The following is a 24,800-nucleotide window of genomic DNA, read 5'->3' as shown; positions in this document are numbered from 1 at the left end:
TATTCCCATCACGTGTCAGGTATTTTTTATGTCGTTACGCATCTGCATTCTGGAAACCGACCACCTGCGTCCGGAATTGGTTGACCAATATCAGGGCTACGGGCAGATGTTCAAACACCTGTTTTCGCAGCAGCCGATTGCCGCCGAGTTCACCGTCTACAACGTGGTGCAGGGTGAATACCCAAGCGACGACCTGACATTCGACGCCTACCTGGTGACGGGCAGCAAGGCCGATTCCTTCGGCACCGACCCGTGGATCGAAACCCTCAAGAAGTATCTGCTGACCCGCTACGAGCGTGGGGACAAGTTGCTCGGCGTCTGCTTCGGTCATCAGTTGCTGGCATTGCTGCTCGGTGGCAAGAGCGAGCGTGCGACCCAGGGTTGGGGTGTCGGCACCCACAACTACAAACTGGCCGCCAAGGCCCCGTGGATGAGTCCTGTACGCGAAGAGCTGACGCTGTTGATCAGCCACCAGGATCAGGTCACGTCGCTGCCGGAGAACGCCACGGTCATCGCCTCCAGCGATTTCTGCCCCTATGCCGCCTATCACATCAACGATCAGGTGCTGTGCTTCCAGGGGCATCCGGAATTCATCCACGACTACTCCCGCGCCTTGCTGGAGATTCGTCAGGATGCGCTGGGCCAGCAGATTTACTCCAAAGGCATTGCGAGCCTGGAGCAGGAGCACCACGGCACCACGGTTGCTGAATGGATGATGCGGTTTGTCGCGCACAAGCCGGCCGCTGTCAAAGGCTGAAAACATCGCGAGCAAGCTCGCTCCCACAGTGGATCTTCGGTGTTGCAGAGATCGATGTGGGAGCGAGCCTGCTCGCGAAGGTCGTGAACGATAGCGCGTTGAACCAGGTACACAGCGGCGCCCCTGGATTTTTCGCGAGCGAGCTCGCTCCTACAGCCAGCCGGACTTTTTGAAGCTGGCCCACAACCCCAGGCAGCCCACCGTAATAAACCCCAGCACCCCGAAATAGCCGTAGTGCCAGCCCAACTCCGGCATGTTCTGGAAGTTCATCCCGTAAATCCCCGCCACCGCCGTCGGAAAGGCCAGAATCGCCGCCCAGGCCGCAAACTTGCGTTGCACCACGCTCTGGCGAGAGGCCTCCAGCAGCACCCCGACTTCAATCGTCTGGCTGGCAATATCCGCCAGGGTAGTGAGGTCTTCCATCTGCCGCGTTACATGGATCTGCACATCGCGAAAGTACGGACGCATGTTCTTGTCGATGAACGGGAAGCTCAGATTTTGCAGTTCTTCGCCAATCTCCACCATCGGCGCCGCGTAACGACGCAGGCGCAAGACATCCCGACGCAAGCCATGAAGTTTCTGAATGTCATGCTCATTCAGCGCACTGCACAGCACGTTGTGTTCCAGCTCATCGATTTCAGCATGGATGGCTTCACCCATTGGCTGGTAGTTTTCGATGACGAAGTCGAGGATGGCGTAAAGTACGAAATCTTCTCCGTGCTCCAGCAGAATCGGACGTGCCTCACAGCGCTGTCGGACATAGGCGTAGGAAGCCGAATGGCCGTTGCGTGCGGTAATGATGTAACCCTTGCCAGCAAAGATATGTGTTTCGATGAACTCGAGTTTGCCTTCATTGCGAATCGGCGAGTAGGTAACGATGAACAGCGCATCGCCGAAGGTTTCCAGCTTCGGCCGACTGTGCTTTTCCAGGGCGTCTTCAATGGCCAGCTCGTGCAGGTTGAACTGGCGTTGCAGGTTGTAGAGTTCCTCGGCATTCGGCTCTTCCAGGCCGATCCAGACAAAGTGCCCGGGCTTTGCCGCCCAGGCTGCGCCTTCGTCGAGGGTGATATTGGTGACTTTCTTACCGGCGCTATAAACCGCAGCAGCAACAACTCTACCCATGATGGTGATTCACTTCTTCTTGGCAGCTTTCAATTGGCAACAAATGCAATGGCAGTGTCGATCAGCTTAGCCTCGCGAGGGTTTGAGAGTCAGTTAAATCTGCCGAGTTCGCCGGTAAAGTCTCGCAGGCAAAAGAAAACCCGCACCAGGCGGGTTTTCTTGTTCAGGCGGCTTGCAGTTGCCGGTCCATCGACTCGATGCATTCACGCATCTGCTCGCGGCACTGGGCAATCAGCATGGGCATGTCGTCCAGGCTCAATCCGGCGGTAGGAATCGCCGGCAACGAGCGGATCAGGATTTTCCCGCTGCGCCAGCGGTTCAATTGCATGTGTTTGACGTAACTGCTGACACACACCGGCACGATGGGTACCCCTGCGGCAATGGCCATCTGGAATGCGCCTTTCTTGAAGGGGAGCAACTCCTCACCCAGGTTGCGCGTGCCTTCCGGGAATACCCAGATCGAGGTGTCTTTGTTTTGCAGGGTGTGGGTGGTGGTCAACATCGACTTGCGCGCCTTTTGCGCATTGCCGCGGTCGATCAGCACATTGCCGGCCAGCCAGAACAACTGCCCGAACAGTGGCACCCATTTCAGGCTCTTTTTGCCGATGCACACGGTACGGCGGGGTACCACGTTGCCAAACACAAACAAGTCATAGTTGGACTGGTGATTGGCGATGATCACGCAGCTGGCAGGTTTATCCATCAAAGGCCCGACATCGGTCTTCACCCGCAAACGCAAAATGCACATGGCCGGCCACGCATACAGGCGTGCGCACAGGCGGCTGTTGTCCGGGTTGAAAGGCCGGCACAGGCCGAGGATTACACCCAGCACGCCCGCCACGATAAAATGCAGACCCATCAATGACATACGGAACAAAAACAGCATTTACAGGCCCCGCCGGGACAAAAGGTGGCGCAGTGTACGGACGTGCACTGTTTTCGGCAATTGCTGCCAGAGTAGTGAGAGATAGCCGATGTTTGTGCTGATGTTTCCGACCAATTGGTCAGATGCGGTCTAGAGCGGTCACAGAAGTTTTACCAGGACAGGTACGAAAAAGCCCGACACGACGGTCGGGCTCTTCGTTGCAGCAGATCCGGGCTTAACCCAAATGCTCCTGGTCCTGGATGATCGCGTTATCCAGGGCTTCCAGCAGTGCTTTGCGCACTTTCAATTTGGTGTTCTTGTGCGCGGTCATGTTGATCTTCTTCAACTGACGAGCCGCCGCCAGTGCCGTGCCTTGCAGTTCTTCCGCCGACACCACGACATCCAGGAAGCCGGCAGCCACGGCGCCTTGCGGGCTGAACATCTCGCCGTTGACCACCGAGCGCTGAAGCGCCACTTTGTTCAGGCGGTCACGGGCAATCTCGATGCCCGCGTGGTGCATGGTCATGCCGATCTGCACTTCGTTCAGGCCAATGCTGAACGGACCGTCTACGCCGATGCGATAGTCGGCCGACAACAGCAGGAACGCACCCTTGGCCACCGCATGCCCCGGGCACGCCACGATCACCGGGAAGGGGTGCGACAGCAGGCGGCGGGCCAGGGTCGAGCCGGAGGTCACCAGTGCCACGGCTTCTCTAGGACCGGCCGTCATCACCTTCAAGTCATAACCGCCAGAGAGAATGCCCGGCTGCCCGGTAATGATCACCACCGCACGATCAGTCACCGCCTGATCCAGCGCAGCGTTGAATTCGGCAATCACATCCGGGGAGATGGCATTGACCTTGCCATTGCTCAAGGTCAGGGTCGCGATACCGTCTTCGAGATGGTAGGAAATCAACTCACTCATGACGCTATTCCTTTCAATAAAGTTGGGCAGACGTTACCCACCGCCGCAGGCCAGGTAAAGCGCCGTGACTGACCCGCCAGTCACCCTTTGTCTGCCCGCCAGGCGCAGCCCGCCGCGCCTGCTGCGCATTCCCCTCTATATAGATGAGGGTACGAAGCCGGAGATTGGCCGGTTTGCCATGGCCCAGAGGGCGCGCAAACGCTGAATCGCGTTAACCGCATGAAAATTCTGAAAAAAATATTTGCCATCGGAAAAGCTTTCGACTACATTAGCGCGCCTCGACAGACAGAACATGTTTGAAGAGATACGGTGAAGTGTCCGAGTGGCTTAAGGAGCACGCCTGGAAAGTGTGTATACAGGAAACTGTATCGAGAGTTCGAATCTCTCCTTCACCGCCACATTCTGAAAACCCCCGCAAGCTTACGGTTTGCGGGGGTTTTTCTTTTTCAGTTGTGCCAATCAATACATCCCGCCACTTCCCGAGTCTCCGCTACGTCAGCTCAAACCGCTCTTGCGCATAATCCTTACCTGCCAGGGTAAGTTCAAAAATGGTGGCGCCGAACGTACCCCGTGTCACTTTTTGATTCACAAGACGTTTAGCCTGGAGTTGCTTCAGACCCTCTTCCACTTCAAGCTTGCTGAGTGAGACCAGTTTGCAAATCGAGTCCAGGTTTGCAACTTTTCTGAAGTTTGCGTGATAGGCCAAAGCTTCCATCAGCAGCGTTTGGTTATCTGTCAACTGTGGAAACTGTGGGTTGTTCTTTTTGTAAATTTTTCGCTCTATCTCATGTAGCTCGCTGTAGGCTCCCTCATTGCCGCGGTAGTAGATCACTAAAGTCAGGGTGCTGACGAAAGCCACGATAATCGTCAGTAGTGACCAATTCGGCATTGGCGTTTCCAGCTGAAGCCAACTCCATGTACGTAGCAGCCAGCCCTTGGTCTCAGCCAACAACGTCAGCTCGAAGTAAGTGTCGAGCAGCTTTGTGGCAATGATCAAGGCGATAAGGAAGCCTGTGGCCGAGTAGGCCATAGCCTTGCAAGTGAATGGGGAATGATTGCCTTCTGCCGCCATGCTGATGGTCTCAAGTGCAGGGAACCGATTTTTTCAGCATAGCAGCAGGGCACTCTGGCATTGGCCACGCAAGCAGTGAACAAGGCGAGCCGGCTGTTAGACTGTCCGGATTCTTCGAATGGAATCGACATCATGCTCCATCCTCCGCAAGTTTTCGTGGCACAGCCAGGTTCATAGCGACTGTGCCGATGGTCATCGTCCGTTACGCATCACACCCAGTGACCAGCAACTCGGCCAATGATCCCGTGACTTTGCCGGCGTTTGATGCGCCGGCTGAATATCTGAACAGGAATAAACAGCAATGATCACCACCACAACCCACTCCATTGAAGGCCGGCAAATTACCGCCTACCTGGACATCGTCAGCGCCGAGTCAGTGCAAGGGATCAACGTTGTTCGTGACGTATTTGCCGGTATGCGCGACATTTTCGGCGGGCGTTCCCAGACGCTGGAGCGAGCGTTGAAGGAAGCACGCATTCAGGCCACCGATGAGATCAAGGAGCGGGCGCGGGCGCTTCAGGCGGACGCGGTGGTGGGGCTTGACTATGAGATCAGCATGCCGGCCGGCAAGGGCGGGATGGTCGTCGTGTTTGTGACCGGGACAGCGGTCAAGTTGCGATGAGGGATCGCAGCCATTCGTCGGTCACATGGGAATTCGAACGGACAGTCCATTGGTGACCGGCTAGTCTCAAAAGCCTTGGAGGTCGATATTTTTCAGGCAAAAGGCTTGCCGGTGTCGATCCCGCTCTTTGAAAGGGGTGAAGAGATGGCTGATCCGTATATCGAGGACGATGGCGCAGAGTTTCCGATCAACAATTGCGTGCAGTGTGGCCAGACCCAGTATGTGGCCAGTTTCGGCGAAGACCAGACAGAGGTCGGCAAGATCAAGACCAGGGCGTGCCGGGTCCTGAAGGGCAAGTTCCTGCCCAAGGTGACAGCACCGGTCAGGAAGTAGACGAACGCAGGCAGACCCCGTCATTGAACGGGTTTTTTCATGTCTGAAAGGTTTTCATGACAAGTTCTTTAAAGTGGAGATCTTTCACAAACTTTTCACAACAGCTGCCGTAGTCTCGACTTATCCGTTAGAAAGCAACACCTGGCCCGTTTCCCCAGCGGGCTTTTTTTTGCCCGTCGTAAAACCTTTTCCAAAATAGCTGTCCAACCGTCGCCAATCGCGAAGTTGGACCGGCGTGCCGGACTCTATCCGCGCAAAAGCATTCAATCTCGCCCCTTTTTGTGTACCCCTATTTTTTGAGGTTTTTGTCATGCGTTTAACACTGCCTGCTCTGGTTCTGGGGCTTCTGGTTGCTCAAGGTGCAATGGCCGGTGACGGTACTGCCGCACTGGGTGGTGGCTTGGGCGGCGCATTGGGTAACGTGGTCGGCCAGAAGATGGGCGGCAGCACTGGCGCAGTGATCGGTGCGGGCGTTGCTGGCGCGGCAGGCAGCGCAGTTGCCGCCAAAAAAGGTCATCGCACCAGCGCTGCCATCGGTGGCGGTGTCGGCGCAGCCGGTGGTTCGGTGATCGGTAAAAGCCTGGGTGGCAAGTCCGGTGCCACCATCGGCGCAGGTCTGGGCGGTGCATTGGGCGGCGGCGTAGGCAGCAACCTGGCCAACGGTCACAAGCGTCACTGATGCTGATCCAGATTTGAAACAGCCCGGCTTGATGCCGGGCTTTTTCATATATGAACGATTCCCGCCGCAGCGGCTCAAAACTTCCATACCCCTGAAGATGCGAGGCGTGCCATGAACTCCCAAACCGACGGCAAACAGAACGCAAGCCCGATGACTCGACGATTGATGTTGCCTGCGATTGTTTTTGGATTGCTGCTCTCCCAGGTGGCGCTGGCAGGCGGTAATGGAGATGCCGCGGTGGGCGGTGGTCTCGGTGGGGTGCTGGGCAACGTGGTTGGTGGCCAGGTGGGTGGCAGTACTGGCGCAGCGATTGGTGCGGGTGTCGGCGGAGCGGCCGGCAGTGCCGTTGCCGCGCCCAAGCACAATCGCACCGAAGCGGCGGTAGGCGGTGGTTTGGGCGCGGCGGGAGGATCGGTGGTCGGCAACAGTCTTGGTGGTTCGACCGGATCGGCCATCGGTGCTGGTCTTGGCGGTGCAGCCGGCGGTGCGATCGGCAATGATCTGGGGGATGACAGTGGCCGATCCCATTCCGGTGGCGGCCATAAACACTCGAACAAGCACCACAAAAAGCATCACTGATTGAGCGAGGCATACCATGACTCTGGAATCCGAAGGCACGGAAGACAAAGACCCAAGCGGACAGCCATCCATCAACGATCCCGGCAATGAAGATCCGGGGTCGCTGATGGATGATGCGACGGTGCCACTTAACGATGCTGATGATGCAGGCGATGTGGGAAATATCGAGTTTGATGATGAGGAAGAGGACGAAGATTGATTGAACCCTGTTGCCAAATCAACCGATCGTCTACCTGGTCGAACGCGTCCATCGCGCAGCCCTCGATATGTCATGACCTGCTCTTGAGGTCAGATGAGAGGTGCAATATGAACACTGATCCAAAGGCCTCCGACGTTGATGAAACTCCGGAATATCCGCTGCCGTCACCTACCGACTCCTTGAGCCGCGACCAACGACCGCCGGACGATGATGCCGGCGTGGAGCAAGTGCCGAGCGACGAGAGCGACGAGAATGTCGAGGCAGATCCGCACGATCGACGCGATGCAGATACCGATGGCTCGGGAGAGCCGGCTACTTCGAAGCTGCGGTGAGGGCATCCGGGTCTTTAATGCTTCCTGAGTGAATCGAGCCGAGGGGATCACCCGATCCCAGCGGATCCACCCACCCCGTCGGGTTGCGGGTGTACCGATACGGGTTCAACCCAGCGCCCGACCTGAGCGGATCCGGTGTCAGAAAACGACCGAAGTCCGGATGGTAATAGCGATGCCGGTTGTAGTGCAGGCCACTCTCAGCGTCGAAGTATTGCCCCTGAAACCGTAAGGGTTGTTCGAGCCATTCGCGGCTCGATTTGCGGAGTTTGCCGTGGGCGGTGTATTTGGCCGACCAGACGATCGCTCCGCCGTGGCCGGTCAGTTCCAGCGGGGTACCGAGGTGGTCGAGTTGAAAGTAGTAGGCGCAGGCTTGTGCCCGGCCTTTGCCGTCGAGCAGCGCTAGCGGGCGGAAGCTACCGGGCTCGCCGGGCTCGCTACGTTCGTAGATGTAGCTGCGGTAGTGCCGGGGGCCGCTTTCGGCGATCAGCCGGTCGTCTTGCCAGACGTATTGCGTGGTGTAGCCTTCAACCGTTTTCTGGACGCGCCGGCCGAAAGCGTCGTAGCGATAGCTGACACTTTTACCGTCCGGGGGGCTGACGCCGATCAGGCGGTGCTGGCTGTCGTAGGCGTATTCGGTGACCAGGGGCGGCAGGCCGCGGCGTTCGCGGATCAGATTGCCGAAGGCGTCGTAGTCGTAGTAGCTGCCGTCATTGCCACTGCCACTGCGCTGCAGGCGGTTGCCCTGGAAAACACACGGGCCGGGATGTTCGTGGATCAGCAGGTTACCGGCCGGGTCGTGGGTGAAGTGCTCTGCGCACTGGTCGCGGGCGTGATGTACGCCGGTCAGGCGGTCGAGTGCATCGTATTGATAGCGGCGTGAACCGTGGCGGCTGTCGGTAACCTTCAAGAGGTTGCCCTTGGCGCTGTAGGCATACTCACGGCGGTACAGCGGCCGTTGTTTTTGGCTGATGACATGGGCCTGCAAACGGCCTTGCTCGTCGTAGGCGTAATCGCTGAGCAGAAGGCCCTGTTGGCGCTGCTGTTCGCGCCCGCCGACAAAACGATGGCGGGTCAGGGGTGTACCGTTGAGGTCGATGGCCGTGAGGGCGCCTCCCTTGGCGTGGTGATAGACGAGGATACAGGCGTCGGGCAGGTGCAGGCACTTGAGCCGACCGCAGACGTCGTAGTGGTAACGCAGGGTGCCCCAGCCCTGATGCTCGGTGATCAGTCGGTCCTGAAGGTCGTATTCGAACTGCAACGGAGAATCCCGGCCATCATCCACGCTGACCAGTCGCCCGAGCGTGTCGTAGCGGTACTCGATCCGGACCCCATCGGGCAAGGTTTTGACCCGTAATCGCCCAGCGCTGTCATGCTGATAGCCGGTAACCAGCTGCGAACCTTCGTCGCCAAACTCGGTTTTCTTCAGCAATTGGCCTTTGGGGTCGTAGCTGTAGGTGGTACGACGTCCATCGAAGGCGGTTTCCTGTCGGATCAATCCTCCCGGGGTGTAGTCCAGACGGTAAGTATCGCCCACCTCGTTTTCGATCTCGGTAAGCAACAATTGCGCATGGTCGTAGCGGTACTTCAGCGCGCTGCCGTCGGGGTTGATCCGGCGGCTGATCAAATGCAGGTCGTCGGCGTATTCGTAACGGGTTACCCGTCCCAGTTCGTCGGTCTCGGCGGTGATCCGACCGTAGGCGTTGTAGCGCCAGGCACGGCAGGCGCCCGTGGGCAGCTTGGTCCGGCTCAGTCGACCCACGGCGTCCCACTCATAACGGGTGATAGCACCGTGTTCGTCCTGCCCGGTAATCCTCCGCCCCAACGCATCGTAGGAAAAAATGCGCTGAGAACCATCGGGCAAGGTTTCTTCCAGCAATTGCCCCAGGGAGTTCCAGGCAAGCCGGTGAATGCTCTGGTCTGGAAACCTGATTGTCAGCAAGCGCCCCAGCGAGTCGTAGGAATAGTGGGTGGTCTGTCCGTTGGGATCGGTGACGGCAGTGATGTCTCCCTGGGCGTTGCGCTGGTAGCTCCACGTCGCCTGAGCGCGGGTTCGGGCGTGCAGGAAGCCGTGGCGATACTTGTAGGACGTGGGCGCCTCATCCGGGGCAAGCAGCGCGCTCAGTCGACCGGTTTCGTCATAATGGTACTGGGTGACGGCACCGAGGGCGTCCTGCTCGAAGATCAATCGACCCAGATTGTCGTAGGCCTTGTGCTGTTCGCCGCCGTCCAGCCCGATGTGGCGCACCAATCGCGCGAATGGGTCATGAACGTAAACCTCTTGGCTGCCGTCGGCGTTGTTCACCGTCACGGTGCCTTGATCGTCCCAGACGTAACGCGTCTCCATCTGCGCAAACGAAGCCCAATGATGGACGCAGCGGGCGGTTTTGCCGGAGCGTTCCCACGCCCAGAAGAAACTCGCGCCGCCCGCCAGTTGCCGTTGCAGGATCACGTGCTGCTCGTCGTAGTCATAACGCTCGCTTTCACCCGCGGCGTTGGTCACCTCGACCAAGCGCTGGCGGGCGTCGTAGCGGTAGCTGGCCAGTGTCTGTTCGGTGCGCCAGGTGTACGCCTTGGGCCCGCAGCGCTGAAACACCTGATAGTCGACGGCCACCAGGTGCTTGAGGTCATAACGCAGCAGCAAGGCACGATCAGCGCCGTTATCCAGGCGCTGAATCCGCTCAAGGCCGTCCCGATGTACCGTCAGGCGGTTGTCGTAGGCGTCGCTGATCGCGATCAGTCGGCCATCGCGGAAATGAAAAAAGCGTGCCGCGTCGCCAGCCTGGGCGAGGATCAGTTCGCCGGGTTCTTCGCCGAGGTAAATCGCCGCCCGCGACAGTCTGTTACGGATCATTGGGCGCGCCGTCGTCGGCCATGGAAATGGCGTGCGGCGGTTTTCGGCGTTGATCCACAGCACCTGCTCGCCGTGGAATTCCAGATGCTGGGACAGCGAGTGCCGCCAGCCGAAACCGAGCCCGTTGTCGAGTTCGACGGTACGGGTGCGATAGAGGCGGGTGAAGTCGAACGGCAAGTTCCCGTCGAGGGTGCCGTCCGTGAGGGCCAGCGAAACTTCACCGGTGACCATCGACACCGGGCCTTTTTGGGGGCGGTGCGCTCGATGGTATCGATACTGGCGGCGAACCTGTGCGCCTGTGTCAGGGAACCGCTGGCGGGACATGCCAATACCTTTTGGGAATCGAACATCTGCAGACTTTCGCTTGGCGGAATGTAGGACCTGAGACTCTGCGGAGGATCTTCCAGGAAAGAAGTCGGGAAAGTTGGCGTTTGATGTAGGGCGAATCGCTAAATCACGAGAGCCATTCGGCGTGGATCGGGATTTCAACGTTGCTCTGATACGGCCACGCTCGTTATGCTGCTGAATCCTTTAATCCATTCGGGTGCGGGCCTCACCTGCGCCGCCCGGGATGCCTTGGAAAACGGATCAGATGCGATGAATGCACCACTGAAAACATTCGGCCCGATCAAGGCCGTGATTTTCGATATGGACGGCTTGCTGCTGGATACAGAGGGCATCTACACCGAAGTCACGTCCATCATCGCCGCGCGTTATGGCCGAACGTTCGACTGGAGCATCAAGCAGAACATCATTGGCCGGGGCGCAGGGGATCTGGCGCGCTATGTGGTTGAAGCGCTCGACCTGCCAATTACCGCCGAAGAGTTTCTGGTGATCCGCGAGCCGCTGATGCGCGAGCGCTTTCCTACAGCACAGGCGATGCCTGGCGCACAGGAACTGGTACGGCATCTGAAGACCAACAACATTCCCATTGCCGTGGGTACCAGTTCATCGAGCCAGTCGTTCGGTCAGAAAACCACCCTGCACCGCGACTGGTTCACCCTGTTCGACTTCATCGTCACCGCCGATGACCCCGAGGTGGCGGCGGCCAAACCGGCACCGGATATTTTCCTGACGGCGGCGCGGCGTCTGGGCGTCGCGCCTGAGGATTGCCTGGTGTTCGAGGATTCGCCATTCGGTGTCACCGCGGCGAAAGCGGCAGGGATGACGGCGATTGCGATTCCGGATGCGGCAATGGCCGACGCCAGGTACGCACACGCCGATGGCATTCTTCGTACGTTGAAGGCGTTCGAGCCGGGCGCTTTTGGTTTGCCTGCGCTTGAGTGGGTCTGATCCAGGAGGCTACATGTGGGAGCGAGCCTGCTCGCGAAAGCGGTGTTTCAGACAACATCAACGTGTCTGATATTCCCTCTTCGCGAGCAGGCTCGCTCCCACAGTTATTGCAGTTGACAGATATGCATCAGGCCCCGAAGCCACCGTCGATGGTCAGGCTGGCCCCGGTGATGTAACCCGCTTCCGGGCTGACGAGGTAGGCGACGAAGCTGGCGATCTCTTCAGCCTTGCCGTACCGGCCCACGGCCATCAACGGGATCAGGCTCTCCGCAAAGTCACCCTCGGCCGGGTTCATGTCGGTGTCGACGGGACCCGGCTGCACGTTATTGATGGTGATGCCTTGGGGGCCGAGGTCACGGGCCAGACCTTTGGTCAGACCGACCAGTGCCGATTTGCTCATGGCGTACGGGCCGCCACCGGCAAAGGGCATGCGATCGGCGTTGGTGCTGCCGATGTTGATGATGCGACCGCCTTCGGTCATGTGTCTGGCGGCGGCCTGGGTGGCAATGAACACGCTGCGTACGTTGATGGCCAGAGTCTGGTCGAAGTCTTCGAGTTTAAAGTCGGCCAGTGGAGCGACGGCCAGCACGCCTGCATTGTTGACCAGGATATCCAGGCGACCGAAGGCTTCCACCGTGGCGGACACGGCGCCGCGGATCGCGTCGGCGTCGGCGCTGTCGGCCTTGATGGCCAGGGCCTTGCCGCCCTTGGCGGTGATGCTGTGTTGCAACTCTTCGGCTTTGGCTGTCGAGCTGACATAAGTGAAGGCAACGGTCGCGCCTTCAGCGGCCAGGCGCTTGACGATGGCTGCACCGATACCGCGCGAACCACCTTGAATCAATGCCACTTTGCCGCTGAGGTTCTGAGTAGTCATGTCGATCTCCAAGTCCCGAGGCGAGATGTCCCGGTTGATGGAGGCTAGTATCGATTCAGGATTACGAGCTGTGTAGGCCATAATTGCGATAGTCTGTGTAAACCAAAAGTTTATAGTGGCGTCTATGGAAACCTTCAGCAGTATCGAATGCTTTGTGCGCAGCGCCGAGGTCGGCAGCTTTGCCGAAGCGGCGCGACGCTTGAGCCTGACGCCGGCGGCGGTGGGCAAGAGCGTTGCCAAGCTTGAGGCGCGCCTGGGCGTCAGATTGTTTCAGCGCAGCACGCGCAGCCTGACGCTGACCGAGGCCGGTCAGTTGTTTCTCGGCGAAGTCAGCACCAGCCTGCACACCATCCAGAATGCCGTGGCCAACCTCGCCAGCGCCGGTGGGCAGCCAGCGGGTACATTGAAGGTCAGCATGGGGACGGTATTCGGTTGCCTGTACATAGTGCCGATGCTCGGCGAGTTTCTGCGGCGATTCCCGGCGATCAACCCGGACTGGCACTTCGACAACCGCCAGGTCGATCTGATCGGGCAGGGGTTTGACGCGGCAATCGGCGGTGGCTTCGAATTACCCCAGGGCGTAGTCGCGCGCAAGCTGAGTCCGGCGCATCGGGTATTGGTGGCTTCGCCGGATTACCTGGCGATTCATGCGTCAATCACCGAGCCGGACGACCTCAAGCACCACGACGGGATTCTGATCCGCTCGCCGCAAACCGGTCGCGTGCGCTCCTGGCAGTTGACCCACCGCAATCAGCAACACAGCCCGTTGACGCTAAAGGCGCGGATGACCATGAGCGACTCCGAGGCCGCCTGCGTCGCCGCCGCACAAGGTCTGGGCATTGCGCTGGTGAGTATGCCGTTCGCCTCGGGATACCTGGAGGCGGGCAGGTTGCAGCGGGTGTTGCCGGACTGGTACATCGACGACGGCTACACCTCCATCTATTACGCCGAACACAAACTGCTGCCCGGCAAGACCCGGGTGTTTGTCGATTTCATCATCGAGCAGTTTGCCGAGCGGGGGTTGGGGCAGAGGTTCAGTGCGGTTTGAGTCAGGCTCGGGACCGAGGCGTGGCCATCGCGGGCAAGCCACGCTCCCACAGGTATTGCTTCGTTCTCATCACCGCGATACGACGCAGAACCTGTGGGAGCGTGGCTTGCCCGCGATGAACGATAACGCGGTCTACCGGGCAAACCGCCCCGGCCAGCCAATGATGTTTTTCGGCCGCGGCGTCGCATAGGTCCGCACCTTCGAGGTCGACAGTCCCAACCGCACCAGCGACTCGGCAATGGTCACCGCCGCCGTCACCCCATCCACCACCGGTACCCCGGTACGCCGGCGAATCTGCTCGTCCAGCCCGGCCATGCCGCCGCAACCGAGGCAAATCACTTCGGCCTTGTCCTGGGTCACCGCCAGTTCGGCCTGGTGCACGATGGCTTCCAGTGCGCGTTGCGGTTCGTGTTCCAGTTCCAGCACCGCCAGGCCACTGGCCCGTACCGAGGCGCAACGGTCCCACAGGCCCGAGAGCTTGAGGCGGTCTTCGATCAGCGGCACGGTGCGGTCGAGGGTGGTGACCACGCTATAGGCGTGACCGAGAAACATCGCCGTGCTGGCGGCGGCATCGGTGATGTCCACCACCGGCACGTTGAGCAGTTCCTGCAAGCCTTCGCGGCCGTGCTCGCCGTAGCCAGCCTGGATTACCGCGTCGAATGGCTGGTCGTAGGACATCACCCGGTCCATGACCGCGATGGCCGCCAGGTAACTTTCGAAATTGCCTTCGATGGAGTCGGCGCCGAAGTGCGGGGTTAGGCCGACGATTTCCGTGCCGGGTGAGGCCACGGCCTGCGCCGAGCGGGCGATGGCCTGGGTGATGGATTCGGTGGTGTTGACGTTGACCACGAGAATACGCATGGGGAGTCCTTATTGCGGATGGTTCTGCGGCCCGACTTTGCCGGGCCGCCATGGAGTCAATGGCTGACGTTTTCGACCGCGATGGTTTCGCCGCTGACATCGGCGTAGTGCTGCTGGCGCTTGGCGATGATCAGGTAGAGCATTCCGGCGATGCCGGCACCAATCAGCCAGGAGAACGGCGACACGCTGTGGAAACCCGGCACCAGGGCCAGGACGATGGCGATCAACGCTGCGGGAATGAACGCCGCCACGGCGCGCAAATTGACCCCGCGGCTGTAGTAATAAGGACCGTTGGGGTCTTCGCTGTACAACTGCGGCACGTTGACCTGGCCTTTTCGTACCAGCCAGTAGTCGACCATGATCACGCCGTACAAAGGGCCGAGCAGGGCTCCGAGGCCGGACAGGAAGTAAACGATCACCAGCGGACTGTTGTAGAGGTTCCACGGCAGGATCAGCACGGCGATGGTCGCGCTGATCAGTCCGGCGCGACGGAACGTCAGGTATTTCGGCGCCAGGTTACTGAGGACGAACGCCGGGGCGACGAAGTTGGCCATGATGTTCACCGCCACGGTGACGATCAGGAACGCCAGGCAACCGAGTACCAGGAAGAAGGTGTTGGGGATCGAGGCGATGATTTCGGTCGGGCTTTCGATGATCCGGCCGTTGATCTGAAACTGCGCGCCGCACAGCAGGACAGTGATGCTGGCGAACACCAGAATATTCACCGGCAAGCCCCAGAAATTTCCGACCTTGATGGTCTTGCGGCACGGTGAAGAGCGGGCGAAGTCGCAGAAATTGAGGATCAAGGTACCGTAGATCGCCAGCCACAGTGCGCCACCGGCAAAGATGTTGCGCCACATCTCGCCACCGGTCAGCGGCTCACGGATCGACCAGGCAATGGTCGCGTTGGCCTGCAAGTACATCCACGCGGCGAGGGCGGCAACGGTCAGCAGAATCACCGGGCCGGCAAACGCCTCGTAGCGCCGCACCATCTCCATGCCATAGGCAAGGATCGCCAGTTGCACGAACCAGATCGCGACAAAACACACCCAGCCCAGGGTCGACAGGCCGAGGATCGAGTTGTGGTCGTAGTCGGCGAACCCGGGATGGATCGCCGTCAACAGCACACGGAAGACGACGGACGCGAGGTACGTCTGAATTCCGAACCAGGCGATGGCGATCACGGCGCGGATCAACGCAGGAATCTGCGCCCCATGAATACCGAAACTGATCCGGCTGATGACCGGAAACGGCACCCCGGTTTTCTGGCCCATGTAGCCAGACAGGTTCATGAAGAAGTAAACCAGCGCCGCACCGATCCCCAGGGACAACAGGATCTGCCAGCCGCCCAGGCCCAAGGCATACAGGCCGATGGCAAAGGAGTAGTTGGCAATGTTGTGAACGTCATTGGTCCACAGGGCAAAGATGCTGTAGCGACCCCAGCGCCGGCCTTCGGCCTTGGTCGGTGCCAGGTCCTTGTTGTGCAGTCGAGGACTGAGCACCACGGGGGAGTCCTGCGCCTGATTGTCGGCGGTGTGGGTAGATTGGGGGGAGGGTAGATCCAGAGCGATATTGTTATTGGAGAGACTGGTACGCATTCCGGCAGGCTCCTGATGCTCGACGCCGCGATGACTGTGCATGAGCCTTGGCTCGACAAATCTTCGTCGCGGGTGGCGAATATCATTGGTTACGGGGCATCTGCAGCCTGTACGGGATAGGGCGCTTCAGGCTTGCGGATCTAAGGTGTGTGTATGTTTTGAGATGATTGTATACAAAACATGTATGCACTTAAGCTAGATCCATGCCAGTCGAGCGTTCTATGAACGGCGCTGTTCATTTCTTTTTGTTATGGCTTTTCGCCAAGTTATTGAAAAATTGACAATATAAATTGACCGTTTGAACAGGTATTTATTTTTTTGAGAGGGGTTCGGTGAGGCGACGGGAAAGGAGATGTAACTTTTTGGGGCGCAAAAACTAAAAGTGCACACACAAATGGCACCTATGGTGACAATCGTGTGTACAAATTTTTTGAAACTGCAGATAACACTGTAGGAGCGAGCCTGCTCGCGATGGTCGTCAACGATAACGCGGGGTGCCTGATACCCCGCTGCGTTCTCGGGTTCATCGCGAGCAGGCTCGCTCCTACAGTGGGCTTACGCTTTGGACTTGCTGATGATATTCCCCGCGTGCAACCCGCATTCCTTCTGCGTCGCTTCTTCCCACCACCAGCGGCCTTCGCGCTCATGCTGGTTCGGCAATACCGGGCGGGTGCAGGGTTCGCAGCCGATGCTGATGAAACCGCGTTCGTGCAGGCTGTTGTAAGGCAGTTCCAGCATGCGGATGTAACCCCAGATCTCTTCGCTGGTCATTTGCGCCAGCGGGTTGAACTTGTACAGGGTGCGTTCCGGGGTGGAGAACGCGGTGTCGATTTCCATCACCGCGACGGCGCTGCGGGTACCGGGGCTCTGGTCACGACGCTGGCCGGTGGCCCAGGCTTTCACGCCGGAGAGCTTGCGGCGCAGCGGTTCGATCTTGCGGATGCCGCAGCATTCGCCATGGCCGTCCTTGTAGAAGCTGAACAGGCCTTTTTCCTTCACGAAGGGTTCGAGTTTGGTGTAGTCCGGCGACACCAGCTCGATGTCGATCTTGTAGTGCTCGCGCACCTGATCGATGAAGCGGTAGGTCTCGGGGTGCAAGCGGCCGGTGTCGAGGCTGAACACCTTGACGTTCTTGTTCAGCTTCCAGGCCATGTCCACCAGCACCACGTCCTCGGCGCCGCTGAAAGATATCCACAGGTCATCGCCGAACTCGGCAAACGCGAGTTTCAGGATGTCCTGGGCGGATTTGTTGGCATAGGTCGTGGCGAGTTCCACGACGTCGAACGTTGGGCTCATCAGGGCGGCTTCCTACAGGTCGGTGGCGCTGGGCGCTCTATATAGGGCCGATGGTAACAAAAAGCTGCACGGGCCGGGGCATCCTCTGCGTTGCGCAGGCAGGCCCTAGCCGCTAGAGTTCGGCAATCTTTTTGCTCGCTCGACTCAATAATCTATACAAATGGGAGTGTCTTGTGGAAATTGCCTGTCTGGATCTTGAAGGTGTGCTGGTCCCGGAAATCTGGATCGCCTTCGCCGAAAAAACCGGGATCGAATCCCTCAGGGCCACCACCCGGGACATTCCCGACTACGACGTGCTGATGAAGCAACGCCTGCGGATTCTCGACGAGCACGGCCTGAAGCTTTCCGACATTCAGGAAGTGATCGCCACGCTCAAGCCACTGGATGGCGCCATCGAGTTCGTCGACTGGTTGCGCGAGCGCTTCCAGGTGGTGATCCTGTCGGACACATTCTATGAGTTCTCCCAGCCGTTGATGCGCCAACTGGGCTTCCCGACCTTGCTCTGCCATCGTCTGATTACCGACGACAGCGGGCGAGTCACGGGCTATCAACTGCGTCAGAAAGATCCAAAGCGCCAGTCGGTCCTGGCCTTCAAGAGCCTTTACTACCGGGTGGTCGCGGCGGGGGATTCCTACAACGACACCACAATGCTGGGCGAGGCCGATGCCGGGATCCTGTTCCATGCGCCGGATAACGTGATCGCCGAGTTCCCGCAGTTCCCGGCGGTGCATACGTTTGAAGAGCTCAAGCAAGAGTTCATCAAGGCTTCGAACCGCCCCCTGACCTTGTAAGCCGACCCCCTGTAGGAGCGAGCATGCTCGCGATGAACCCGAGAGCGCCGCGGGGTGTCAGGTACCCCGCGTCATCGTTGACGTCCATCGCGAGCGTGCTCGCTCCTACAGGTTTTGCAGGGTATCGAGCAGGATTTTCACCTTGGTGATCGACTCCTGATACTCAGCCTGCCACTCGGAATCCGCGACTATCCCGCCGCCGCCCCAGCAACACACCTGCCCGTCCTTGACCAGCAAACTGCGGATGGCGATGGAGCTGTCCATCTCACCGCGCACGTCCAGGTACAACAAAGAACCGCAATACAGGCCGCGTCGGGTCGGTTCCAGTTCGTCGATGATCTGCATCGCGCGAATCTTTGGCGCGCCGGTGATCGAACCGCCGGGGAAGCTGCCGGCGATCAGGTCCAGAGCGTCTCGATCATCCGCCAGTTCACCGGTGACGCTGCTCACCAGGTGATGCACGTTCGGATAACTTTCCAGGCTGAACAACTCCGGCACCCGGACCGAGCCGATGCGGCAGGTCCGGCCGAGATCGTTGCGCAGCAGGTCGACGATCATCAGGTTTTCCGCGCGGTCCTTGGGGCTGGCCAGCAGTTCGGCGGCATTCGCGGCGTCTTGCCCAGGCGTCAGGCCCCGAGGCCGAGTGCCCTTGATCGGGCGGGTTTCCACATGGCGCTGGCTGACTTTGACGAAGCGTTCCGGCGACAGGCTGAGTACGGCATCGCCGTCAGGCAAGCTCTGGAATCCGGAAAAAGGCGTCGGGCACGCTTCACGCAAGGCGCAATAGGCGGCCCACGAATCACCCTGGCAGGGCGCGCGAAACCGTTGGGCGAAATTGACCTGGTAACAGTCACCGGCCTGAATGTACTGCTGGATGCGCTCGATGGCCTGTTGATACTCATCAGCGCTCAAGTCGGCGGTCATCGGGGTGAGCAGTTTGAAGGGCGCGATCGCTTCAGGTGCCGGTTGGCTGAACAGCCCGATCAGGCGCTGACGCTCGCTGTCGGGCAGGGTCGGGTGGAACACCAACTGGCTGGTCAGCGCCAGGTGATCGCTGACCAATGCCCAGCCGTACAGGCCGAAACGCGCGTCGGGCAGATGCAGGTCGTCACTGGCCTGGCTCGGCAGGCGCTCCAGATGTCGGCCGAAGTCGTAACTCAGGTAGCCGATCAACCCACCGGCAAACGGCAACTCATAAGGTGCCGGCAAAGAGGCTTCGCCCAGACGTGTCAGGTTATCGCGCAGGCGTTGCAGGAAAGCCTCGCCACTTTCGTCGGGCGATACCGCCAGTTGTTCCAGCGGCCAGGCGCTGAGCAGGTCATAGCGGCCGCGGTCGGCGCTGGGGCGGCCGCTGTCGAGCAGCACGGCGCCGGGGGCATGGCGAATCGCCGCGAAGTAGTGGGCGGGGTTGGCGCGATAGGGCAGCGGGTGTACGGAGCAGGTCAACATGGGCGGGGGAGATCAGCCATCGAGGCGGGGTGGCGATTGTAGTCCTCTCGGAGAATTGCTCCTAGAGGGGGATGTAGTGTAGGAGCGAGCTTGCTCGCGATGGACGTGAACGATGACGCTGGGAGCCTGACACCCCGTGGCGCTCTCTGGTCCATCGCGAGCAAGCTCGCTCCCACAGGGTTCAGTGCTGCTCTTGTGGGAGCGAGCCTGCTCGCGAAAGAGGCGACTCGGTTCTGGATCAACCCTCGACCGCAGGAATATGCCCAAACATCTCCTGCACAAACGCCACGCGCTCTTCGACCGTTTCGGTCACGCCACGAGCCTTCAGGTCTTCCAGTCGTGCTTCCACCGCATGAGTACGCAACGTCAGCCCGCAGTCATTGGCAATCTGGATATTCAGCCCCGGCCGGGCGTTGAGCTCAAGGATCAGCGGGCCTTTTTCCTGGTCCAGGACCATGTCGACACCGATGTAGCCCAGCCCGCACAACTCATAACAGCCAGCGGCGAGTTTCATGAAACCGTCCCAGTAGGGCAGTTGCACGCCATCCACCGCGTTGGTGGTGTCCGGGTGTTTGTTGATGATGTTGTTCAGCCAGGTGCCGCGCAGGGTCAGGCCGGTGGCCAGGTCCACGCCGACGCCGATGGCGCCCTGGTGCAGGTTGGCCTTGCCGTTGGACTGGCGCGTCGGCAGACGCAACATGGCCATCACCGGGTAACCCATCAAGACAATGATGCGGATGTCCGGCACGCCTTCGTAGCTGATGCTCTTGAAGATCTGGTCCGGAATCACGCGGTACTCGATCAGCGCCCGGTCGCGGTGACCGCCCAGGGAGTACAGGCCGGTCAGGATGCTGGAAACCTGGTGCTCGATTTCTTCATGGCTGATGATCCGGCCGGACACCGTGCGATAGCGCCCTTCGAAGCGGTCGGCGATGACCAGAATGCCATCGCCGCCAGCGCCCTGGGCCGGTTTGATCACGAAGTCATTGCGTGCGCCGATGATCGCTTCGAGATTGTCGATTTCCTTCTCGGTGGAAATCACGCCATAGAGCTCGGGCACATGGATGCCGGCGGCGATGGCGCGTTCCTTGGTGATGATCTTGTCATCGACGATCGGGTACAGGCTGCGCTTGTTGTACTTGAGCACGTAGTCTGCGTTGCGCCGATTGATCCCCATGATGCCCCGGGCTTCCAGGGCTTTCCAGGTCTTCCAGAAGCCGAACATCAGGCGTCAGCCTTTTTCAGGAAGGCCTTGAAACGCACCAGTTCGGTCAGGCGATAGCCGCGATAACGACCCATGGCCAGCATGAAGGCCACCAGGATCAGCAGAATCGCCGGGAAAGTGAACACGAAGTACACCAGTTCCGGCACGCTCATGATCAGGTGCGCCAGGGACGCGGCGAACAGCGTGCCGATGGCCACTTTCATGGCATGGCCACCGCCGCGCTCTTCCCAGGTGATCGACAGGCGTTCAATGGTCATGGTCAGGATCACCATCGGGAACAGCGCCACCGACAAGCCGCGCTCCAGACCGAGTTTGTGGCTGAACAGGCTGATGGCCGCGATCAGCACCACCACGAAGGTCAGTACCACCGACAGCCGCGGCAGCATCTGCAGTTTCAGGTGTTCGAGATAGGAGCGCAGCGACAGTCCCAGCGCCGTGATGATGGTAAACAGCACGATACCGAAGCCGAGCTGGGTTTCGCGGAAGGCCAGGGCGATCAGCACCGGGGTGAAGGTGCCCAGGGTCTGGATGCCGATCAGGTTGCGCAGGATCAGGATCACCAGCACGCCGATCGGGATCATCACCATGATCATGAAGGTCTGCTGGGTTTGCAGCGGCAGGCCGTACAACGAGTACTCGAGGAAGTTGGCGTCGGTGTTTTCGTCGGTCAGCTTGGCCAGGCGGATGGCGTTCATTTCGCTGTTGTTGAGGCTGAAGGTCACATTGGCCTTCTTGCCGCCGTCGACGGTGATCAGGTTTTCGTCGCCGGTCCACCACAGCAGGCGGTCGGTCGGCAGCCCTTGCTCACCGGTTTCCGGGTTGAAGTACAGCCAGTCGGTGCCATTGAAACTGCGCAGCCACAGTTCCGGTATCTGCGGCTGGTCCGCCACCAGGCGAATGGTGTGGACCTTCTCGATCGGCACGTGGGCGATGGACAGCAGCAGCTCGACGATTTTCGCTTTGTGCGCGGTGGATGGATCACCGGCCAGCAACAGTTTCACGTTGTCGTCGTTGAGGTTGTTGACCCGCTTGATGGCTTCGCCGACGAAGGTTTCGACGTCGGCCGAGTGCTGGCGAATCGGTGCGAGCAGGGCTTCGGCGGCGATTTTTTCCGGGCCTTCGATGGTGATGCTGTCGCGAAAGGTCGGGCCTTTGATCTTGGCCTTCTCGCCGGAATAACGCTTGGTCAGCACCAGGCGGTAATACAGCGTCTGATTGCCTTTGGCCCGGCGTGCCGACCAGGTGACCTTGCGGTTGCCGTCGACCCGGTTCACGGCCACGCCGTAGTTATTGGAGATGAAGCTCTCGTTGAGGCTGACGAAGTCGCGGCTCAGCGGTGGCACGAACATCTGGATCTTGACCGGATCCTTGGCGCTGGCGACGAACTCGACCTTGGCGTCGATGTTCCACAGGTCGTCAGTGGCGTCTTCGGTCACCGGGATGCCCAGCACGAAGATCTGATAGGCCGTAACTGAAATGCCCAGCACCACCAGGATGGCGATCAGCAGTTTCAGATGAAGGGTAAGAGAGCGCATTTGAATTACTCGGCGGTATGAGCGTCGGTGGTGCAGGCGGGTTTGCCGGCAGCATATTTAAGGCTGGGGTCAACCAGTGCATCGAAACGCTTGAGCGCTTCGGAGCCAATCAGGAGCGGATATTGGAACGCGCTGCGGTCGGTCAGGTTCACTTCGATGCTGCGCAGGGCCGAGCCCATGCAGATGTCCAGTTCGATCACGGGGCGGGCGGTGTACTTCTTGCCTTCCTCGGGGTCGTAGTCGCCGGCCCGGCGCTTGATCTTGCTGACACGGGCCAGCGGGCGTTCGATCGGATGCGAATGGGCGGCGTCGATGGCCAGGTAAAACCGCACCCAGGATTCGCCGTTGCGTTTGAAGCGTTTGATGTCCCGTGCACTCAAGGAAGCGGTTTTCGCCCCGGTGTCGAGTTTAGCCGCCACTTCCAGGTCGATGCCATTGAGCGATGCGTACTCATTGAGGCCGTACACGGTCTTTTCCCCGGCCAATGCGAACCCGGGCAGGCAAAGAAAGTAAAGGAAAGCAGGGAAGGGCTTGAGTCTCATAAATCCTGGTGCGCAGCGGTCCGACTTGATTCAAGGCCCTGGCATCGCTGCGCAAGCTCCCTCGTATGCCTGGCAGGTTTATATGACAGGCAGTGCAGATGTGACAAACAAATGCGGCGGCATTCTAGCACGGTGGTTTGATGGCGCCAGCGCTGGCCGGTGGCTATAAACCAGCGGGTTGCTTCGTTATGGTGCAACCGGTTATCAGAAGATTGTCGACAATATCGATTTAACCTTTGACTGCGCTCCCGGTATTCGTTAGTTTTTGCGGCATTGGCTCATAAGGTGTCGACAATATGCTGGATCAACTCGATCCCCCGGTTTCTACGCAAGACGATACGGAGACACTTTCCGAGAACGTCTTCCGCCGCATTCAGGCGGCTATCGTCAAAGGCGAGATCGCGCCGGGCAGCAAAATCTCCGAACCGGAGCTGGCGCGTACCTACGGCATCAGCCGTGGCCCGTTGCGCGAGGCCATCCATCGCCTGGAAGGCCAGCGCCTGCTGGTACGCGTGCCGCATGTCGGGGCTCGGGTGGTGTCGCTCAATCATGCCGAGCTGCTTGAACTCTACGAAATCCGCGAATCCCTGGAAGGCATGGCCTGTCGCCTGGCCGCCGAGCGCATGAGCCTCGAAGAAATCGACGAGCTGCGTCGGGTGCTGGAAACCCATGAACGTGATGAGGCATTCCAGGCAGGTCGGGGCTACTACCAGCAGGAAGGCGATTTCGACTTCCATTACCGAATCATCCAGGGCAGCGGCAACCGCACGCTGACCCAAATGCTCTGCGGCGAGCTCTATCAATTGGTGCGCATGTACCGCATCCAGTTTTCCACCACGCCCAATCGCCCGCATCAGGCGTTCGCCGAGCACCACCGCATTCTCGATGCCATCGCCGACCGTGACGGTGAGCTGGCCGAGTTGTTGATGCGCCGTCACATCGGCGCCTCCAAACGCAATATCGCCCGTCATTACCAGGACGGCGTCAACCCGACAGCCAAACGAGGTGAGTCATGAGTTCGAACAAGAGCACACCAGGTCAGCGTTTCCGCGATGCGGTCGCCAGCGAACATCCACTGCAAGTGGTCGGCGCAATCAACGCCAATCACGCGCTGCTGGCCAAGCGCGCCGGTTTCAAGGCGATCTACCTGTCGGGTGGCGGGGTGGCTGCCGGCTCCCTCGGCTTGCCTGACCTGGGCATCACCGGCCTGGATGACGTGCTGACCGACGTGCGCCGTATCACCGACGTCTGCGATCTGCCATTGCTGGTGGACGTGGACACCGGTTTCGGTTCCTCGGCGTTCAACGTCGCTCGTACCGTCAAGTCGATGATCAAGTTTGGCGCGGCGGCGATTCACATCGAAGACCAGGTTGGCGCCAAGCGCTGCGGCCACCGTCCTAATAAAGAGATCGTGACCCAGCAGGAAATGGTCGACCGCATCAAGGCTGCCGTCGATGCCCGTACCGATGACAGCTTCGTGATCATGGCCCGTACCGACGCCCTGGCGGTGGAAGGCCTGGAGTCTGCCCTGGATCGCGCCGCTGCCTGCATCGAAGCCGGCGCCGACATGATTTTCCCGGAAGCCATCACCGAACTTGAGATGTACAAGCTGTTCGCCAGCCGCGTGAAAGCGCCGATCCTGGCCAACATCACCGAATTCGGCGCGACCCCGCTGTACACCACCGAGCAACTCGCCGCTGTCGACGTGTCGCTGGTGCTGTACCCGCTGTCGGCCTTCCGCGCCATGAACAAGGCCGCGGAAAACGTCTACACCGCACTGCGCCGCGATGGGACGCAGGCGAATGTCATCGACACCATGCAGACTCGCATGGAGCTTTACGATCGCATCGACTACCACACCTTCGAGCAGAAGCTCGATGCGTTGTTTGCCGCGAAGAAGTAACGAACACCTTGTACCTGTGGGAGCGAGCCTGCTCGCGATAGACGTCAAC

The 24,800-nt window shown here is 59.6% G+C and carries 25 protein-coding genes and 1 tRNA gene; 13 read left to right on the top strand and 13 right to left on the bottom strand.

The annotated features are described in order from the left end of the window. Positions 1 to 28: 28 nt before the first annotated feature. Entirely contained in the window at positions 29 to 757 is a 729-nt protein-coding gene (locus tag PPUTUW4_RS18700) for an amidotransferase (protein ID WP_015096092.1), read from the top strand. A gap of 150 nt (positions 758 to 907) precedes the next feature. Here PPUTUW4_RS18700 and PPUTUW4_RS18695 read toward each other — a convergent pair whose 3' ends face one another. The 3 genes from PPUTUW4_RS18695 to PPUTUW4_RS18685 all read right to left on the bottom strand — a co-directional run bounded on the left by PPUTUW4_RS18695 (position 908) and on the right by PPUTUW4_RS18685 (position 3,669). Beyond that, the gene (locus PPUTUW4_RS18695) at positions 908 to 1,879 is read right to left on the bottom strand and encodes a magnesium and cobalt transport protein CorA (protein WP_015096091.1); all 972 of its coding nucleotides are present in this window, start codon (positions 1,877 to 1,879) and stop codon (positions 908 to 910) included. A 163-nt stretch (positions 1,880 to 2,042) separates the two neighbouring features. Then, positions 2,043 to 2,765 (bottom strand): 1-acylglycerol-3-phosphate O-acyltransferase, encoded by a 723-nt coding sequence (locus tag PPUTUW4_RS18690; protein WP_015096090.1) that lies wholly within the window; start codon positions 2,763 to 2,765, stop codon positions 2,043 to 2,045. A 214-nt stretch (positions 2,766 to 2,979) separates the two neighbouring features. Continuing rightward, a complete protein-coding gene (locus tag PPUTUW4_RS18685; protein WP_015096089.1) occupies positions 2,980 to 3,669 on the bottom strand; it encodes a crotonase/enoyl-CoA hydratase family protein in 690 nt (229 codons plus the stop codon). Between the two features lie 308 nt (positions 3,670 to 3,977). On the opposite strand from PPUTUW4_RS18685, the gene PPUTUW4_RS18680 reads away from it, so the two are divergent. Continuing rightward, positions 3,978 to 4,067: transfer RNA gene (locus tag PPUTUW4_RS18680), tRNA-Ser, on the top strand. Positions 4,068 to 4,159: 92 nt separating this feature from the next. Here PPUTUW4_RS18680 and PPUTUW4_RS18675 read toward each other — a convergent pair. Beyond that, positions 4,160 to 4,741 carry a hypothetical protein gene (locus tag PPUTUW4_RS18675; RefSeq protein WP_015096088.1) on the bottom strand — a complete coding sequence of 194 codons (582 nt, stop codon included), beginning with the start codon at positions 4,739 to 4,741 and terminating at the stop codon, positions 4,160 to 4,162. A gap of 301 nt (positions 4,742 to 5,042) precedes the next feature. Here PPUTUW4_RS18675 and PPUTUW4_RS18670 point away from each other — a divergent pair, with 301 nt between their 5' ends. The 6 genes from PPUTUW4_RS18670 to PPUTUW4_RS18645 all read left to right on the top strand — a co-directional run bounded on the left by PPUTUW4_RS18670 (position 5,043) and on the right by PPUTUW4_RS18645 (position 7,485). Next, entirely contained in the window at positions 5,043 to 5,363 is a 321-nt protein-coding gene (locus tag PPUTUW4_RS18670) for a YbjQ family protein (protein WP_015096087.1), read from the top strand. 144 nt (positions 5,364 to 5,507) lie between these two features. Then, positions 5,508 to 5,696, top strand: a complete 189-nt coding sequence (locus tag PPUTUW4_RS18665; protein WP_015096086.1) for a hypothetical protein — start codon at positions 5,508 to 5,510, stop codon at positions 5,694 to 5,696. 310 nt (positions 5,697 to 6,006) lie between these two features. Beyond that, the gene (locus tag PPUTUW4_RS18660; protein WP_015096085.1) at positions 6,007 to 6,375 is read left to right on the top strand and encodes a hypothetical protein; all 369 of its coding nucleotides are present in this window, start codon (positions 6,007 to 6,009) and stop codon (positions 6,373 to 6,375) included. A gap of 111 nt (positions 6,376 to 6,486) precedes the next feature. Next, the gene (locus tag PPUTUW4_RS18655) at positions 6,487 to 6,954 is read left to right on the top strand and encodes a YMGG-like glycine zipper-containing protein (RefSeq protein WP_049810811.1); all 468 of its coding nucleotides are present in this window, start codon (positions 6,487 to 6,489) and stop codon (positions 6,952 to 6,954) included. Between the two features lie 16 nt (positions 6,955 to 6,970). Next, positions 6,971 to 7,153, top strand: coding sequence for a hypothetical protein (locus tag PPUTUW4_RS18650; RefSeq protein ID WP_015096083.1), 183 nt, complete (start codon positions 6,971 to 6,973; stop codon positions 7,151 to 7,153). A 107-nt stretch (positions 7,154 to 7,260) separates the two neighbouring features. After that, complete coding sequence (locus tag PPUTUW4_RS18645; RefSeq protein WP_015096082.1) at positions 7,261 to 7,485, top strand: hypothetical protein; 225 nt, start codon at positions 7,261 to 7,263, stop codon at positions 7,483 to 7,485. Here the strand turns inward: PPUTUW4_RS18645 and PPUTUW4_RS18640 are convergent. Further along, complete coding sequence (locus tag PPUTUW4_RS18640) at positions 7,466 to 10,573, bottom strand: RHS repeat-associated core domain-containing protein (protein ID WP_227698140.1); 3,108 nt, start codon at positions 10,571 to 10,573, stop codon at positions 7,466 to 7,468. The genes PPUTUW4_RS18645 and PPUTUW4_RS18640 overlap by 20 nt on opposite strands. A 360-nt stretch (positions 10,574 to 10,933) precedes the next feature. Between PPUTUW4_RS18640 and PPUTUW4_RS18635 the strand changes: the two genes are divergently transcribed. Beyond that, positions 10,934 to 11,629, top strand: coding sequence for an HAD-IA family hydrolase (locus tag PPUTUW4_RS18635; RefSeq protein WP_015096080.1), 696 nt, complete (start codon positions 10,934 to 10,936; stop codon positions 11,627 to 11,629). Positions 11,630 to 11,756: 127 nt separating this feature from the next. Here the strand turns inward: PPUTUW4_RS18635 and PPUTUW4_RS18630 are convergent, their stop codons facing one another. Next, positions 11,757 to 12,503: a 3-oxoacyl-ACP reductase family protein gene (locus PPUTUW4_RS18630; RefSeq protein WP_015096079.1), complete on the bottom strand. Its 747-nt coding sequence runs from the start codon at positions 12,501 to 12,503 to the stop codon at positions 11,757 to 11,759. Between the two features lie 124 nt (positions 12,504 to 12,627). On the opposite strand from PPUTUW4_RS18630, the gene PPUTUW4_RS18625 reads away from it, so the two are divergent. Continuing rightward, on the top strand, positions 12,628 to 13,551 hold the full coding sequence (locus PPUTUW4_RS18625) for a LysR family transcriptional regulator (RefSeq protein WP_015096078.1): 924 nt from the start codon (positions 12,628 to 12,630) through the stop codon (positions 13,549 to 13,551). A 132-nt stretch (positions 13,552 to 13,683) separates the two neighbouring features. On the opposite strand, the gene PPUTUW4_RS18620 is transcribed toward PPUTUW4_RS18625, so the two are convergent. The 3 genes from PPUTUW4_RS18620 to PPUTUW4_RS18610 all read right to left on the bottom strand — a co-directional run bounded on the left by PPUTUW4_RS18620 (position 13,684) and on the right by PPUTUW4_RS18610 (position 17,306). Beyond that, on the bottom strand, positions 13,684 to 14,412 hold the full coding sequence (locus tag PPUTUW4_RS18620) for an aspartate/glutamate racemase family protein (RefSeq protein WP_007988885.1): 729 nt from the start codon (positions 14,410 to 14,412) through the stop codon (positions 13,684 to 13,686). A 56-nt stretch (positions 14,413 to 14,468) separates the two neighbouring features. Then, the gene (locus PPUTUW4_RS18615; protein WP_015096077.1) at positions 14,469 to 16,010 is read right to left on the bottom strand and encodes an NCS1 family nucleobase:cation symporter-1; all 1,542 of its coding nucleotides are present in this window, start codon (positions 16,008 to 16,010) and stop codon (positions 14,469 to 14,471) included. A gap of 555 nt (positions 16,011 to 16,565) precedes the next feature. Beyond that, complete coding sequence (locus PPUTUW4_RS18610; protein WP_007971943.1) at positions 16,566 to 17,306, bottom strand: phosphoadenylyl-sulfate reductase; 741 nt, start codon at positions 17,304 to 17,306, stop codon at positions 16,566 to 16,568. Positions 17,307 to 17,479: 173 nt separating this feature from the next. Between PPUTUW4_RS18610 and thrH the strand changes: the two genes are divergently transcribed. Continuing rightward, positions 17,480 to 18,097, top strand: a complete 618-nt coding sequence (gene thrH, locus PPUTUW4_RS18605) for a bifunctional phosphoserine phosphatase/homoserine phosphotransferase ThrH (protein ID WP_015096076.1) — start codon at positions 17,480 to 17,482, stop codon at positions 18,095 to 18,097. 105 nt (positions 18,098 to 18,202) lie between these two features. Here the strand turns inward: thrH and pabB are convergent, their stop codons facing one another. The 4 genes from pabB to PPUTUW4_RS18585 all read right to left on the bottom strand — a co-directional run bounded on the left by pabB (position 18,203) and on the right by PPUTUW4_RS18585 (position 22,848). Continuing rightward, positions 18,203 to 19,546 carry an aminodeoxychorismate synthase component I gene (pabB, locus tag PPUTUW4_RS18600; protein WP_015096075.1) on the bottom strand — a complete coding sequence of 448 codons (1,344 nt, stop codon included), beginning with the start codon at positions 19,544 to 19,546 and terminating at the stop codon, positions 18,203 to 18,205. Between the two features lie 238 nt (positions 19,547 to 19,784). Next, the gene (locus PPUTUW4_RS18595; RefSeq protein WP_015096074.1) at positions 19,785 to 20,771 is read right to left on the bottom strand and encodes an alpha-L-glutamate ligase-like protein; all 987 of its coding nucleotides are present in this window, start codon (positions 20,769 to 20,771) and stop codon (positions 19,785 to 19,787) included. Further along, positions 20,771 to 22,306 (bottom strand): inactive transglutaminase family protein, encoded by a 1,536-nt coding sequence (locus PPUTUW4_RS18590; protein ID WP_015096073.1) that lies wholly within the window; start codon positions 22,304 to 22,306, stop codon positions 20,771 to 20,773. The genes PPUTUW4_RS18595 and PPUTUW4_RS18590 overlap by 1 nt, the downstream gene beginning before the upstream one ends. A gap of 5 nt (positions 22,307 to 22,311) precedes the next feature. Next, positions 22,312 to 22,848: an ATP-dependent zinc protease gene (locus tag PPUTUW4_RS18585; protein WP_015096072.1), complete on the bottom strand. Its 537-nt coding sequence runs from the start codon at positions 22,846 to 22,848 to the stop codon at positions 22,312 to 22,314. Between the two features lie 296 nt (positions 22,849 to 23,144). Here PPUTUW4_RS18585 and PPUTUW4_RS18580 point away from each other — a divergent pair, with 296 nt between their 5' ends. Beyond that, positions 23,145 to 23,864: a GntR family transcriptional regulator gene (locus PPUTUW4_RS18580; RefSeq protein WP_007971537.1), complete on the top strand. Its 720-nt coding sequence runs from the start codon at positions 23,145 to 23,147 to the stop codon at positions 23,862 to 23,864. Beyond that, positions 23,861 to 24,751 carry a methylisocitrate lyase gene (gene prpB, locus PPUTUW4_RS18575; RefSeq protein WP_015096071.1) on the top strand — a complete coding sequence of 297 codons (891 nt, stop codon included), beginning with the start codon at positions 23,861 to 23,863 and terminating at the stop codon, positions 24,749 to 24,751. Before PPUTUW4_RS18580 ends, prpB begins: the two co-directional genes overlap by 4 nt. Positions 24,752 to 24,800: the final 49 nt, after the last annotated feature.

It is taken from the genome of Pseudomonas sp. UW4, from assembly GCF_000316175.1.
Classification (GTDB): domain Bacteria; phylum Pseudomonadota; class Gammaproteobacteria; order Pseudomonadales; family Pseudomonadaceae; genus Aquipseudomonas; species Aquipseudomonas laurylsulfatiphila.
The sequence above is the reverse complement of the archived record's forward strand: the minus strand, read 5'-3'. Positions and strand labels throughout refer to the sequence as shown.

Bases quoted from the DNA above. Each gene is read 5' to 3' on its own strand.
- PPUTUW4_RS18700 (WP_015096092.1), top strand. From the start codon at position 29: ATGTCGTTACGCATCTGCATTCTGGAAACCGACCACCTGCGTCCGGAA.
- PPUTUW4_RS18695 (WP_015096091.1), bottom strand. From the start codon at position 1,879: ATGGGTAGAGTTGTTGCTGCTGCGGTTTATAGCGCCGGTAAGAAAGTC.
- PPUTUW4_RS18690 (WP_015096090.1), bottom strand. From the start codon at position 2,765: ATGCTGTTTTTGTTCCGTATGTCATTGATGGGTCTGCATTTTATCGTG.
- PPUTUW4_RS18685 (WP_015096089.1), bottom strand. From the start codon at position 3,669: ATGAGTGAGTTGATTTCCTACCATCTCGAAGACGGTATCGCGACCCTG.
- PPUTUW4_RS18675 (WP_015096088.1), bottom strand. From the start codon at position 4,741: ATGGCGGCAGAAGGCAATCATTCCCCATTCACTTGCAAGGCTATGGCC.
- PPUTUW4_RS18670 (WP_015096087.1), top strand. From the start codon at position 5,043: ATGATCACCACCACAACCCACTCCATTGAAGGCCGGCAAATTACCGCC.
- PPUTUW4_RS18665 (WP_015096086.1), top strand. From the start codon at position 5,508: ATGGCTGATCCGTATATCGAGGACGATGGCGCAGAGTTTCCGATCAAC.
- PPUTUW4_RS18660 (WP_015096085.1), top strand. From the start codon at position 6,007: ATGCGTTTAACACTGCCTGCTCTGGTTCTGGGGCTTCTGGTTGCTCAA.
- PPUTUW4_RS18655 (WP_049810811.1), top strand. From the start codon at position 6,487: ATGAACTCCCAAACCGACGGCAAACAGAACGCAAGCCCGATGACTCGA.
- PPUTUW4_RS18650 (WP_015096083.1), top strand. From the start codon at position 6,971: ATGACTCTGGAATCCGAAGGCACGGAAGACAAAGACCCAAGCGGACAG.
- PPUTUW4_RS18645 (WP_015096082.1), top strand. From the start codon at position 7,261: ATGAACACTGATCCAAAGGCCTCCGACGTTGATGAAACTCCGGAATAT.
- PPUTUW4_RS18635 (WP_015096080.1), top strand. From the start codon at position 10,934: ATGAATGCACCACTGAAAACATTCGGCCCGATCAAGGCCGTGATTTTC.
- PPUTUW4_RS18630 (WP_015096079.1), bottom strand. From the start codon at position 12,503: ATGACTACTCAGAACCTCAGCGGCAAAGTGGCATTGATTCAAGGTGGT.
- PPUTUW4_RS18625 (WP_015096078.1), top strand. From the start codon at position 12,628: ATGGAAACCTTCAGCAGTATCGAATGCTTTGTGCGCAGCGCCGAGGTC.
- PPUTUW4_RS18620 (WP_007988885.1), bottom strand. From the start codon at position 14,412: ATGCGTATTCTCGTGGTCAACGTCAACACCACCGAATCCATCACCCAG.
- PPUTUW4_RS18615 (WP_015096077.1), bottom strand. From the start codon at position 16,010: ATGCGTACCAGTCTCTCCAATAACAATATCGCTCTGGATCTACCCTCC.
- PPUTUW4_RS18610 (WP_007971943.1), bottom strand. From the start codon at position 17,306: ATGAGCCCAACGTTCGACGTCGTGGAACTCGCCACGACCTATGCCAAC.
- pabB (WP_015096075.1), bottom strand. From the start codon at position 19,546: ATGTTGACCTGCTCCGTACACCCGCTGCCCTATCGCGCCAACCCCGCC.
- PPUTUW4_RS18595 (WP_015096074.1), bottom strand. From the start codon at position 20,771: ATGTTCGGCTTCTGGAAGACCTGGAAAGCCCTGGAAGCCCGGGGCATC.
- PPUTUW4_RS18590 (WP_015096073.1), bottom strand. From the start codon at position 22,306: ATGCGCTCTCTTACCCTTCATCTGAAACTGCTGATCGCCATCCTGGTG.
- PPUTUW4_RS18585 (WP_015096072.1), bottom strand. From the start codon at position 22,848: ATGAGACTCAAGCCCTTCCCTGCTTTCCTTTACTTTCTTTGCCTGCCC.
- PPUTUW4_RS18580 (WP_007971537.1), top strand. From the start codon at position 23,145: ATGCTGGATCAACTCGATCCCCCGGTTTCTACGCAAGACGATACGGAG.
- prpB (WP_015096071.1), top strand. From the start codon at position 23,861: ATGAGTTCGAACAAGAGCACACCAGGTCAGCGTTTCCGCGATGCGGTC.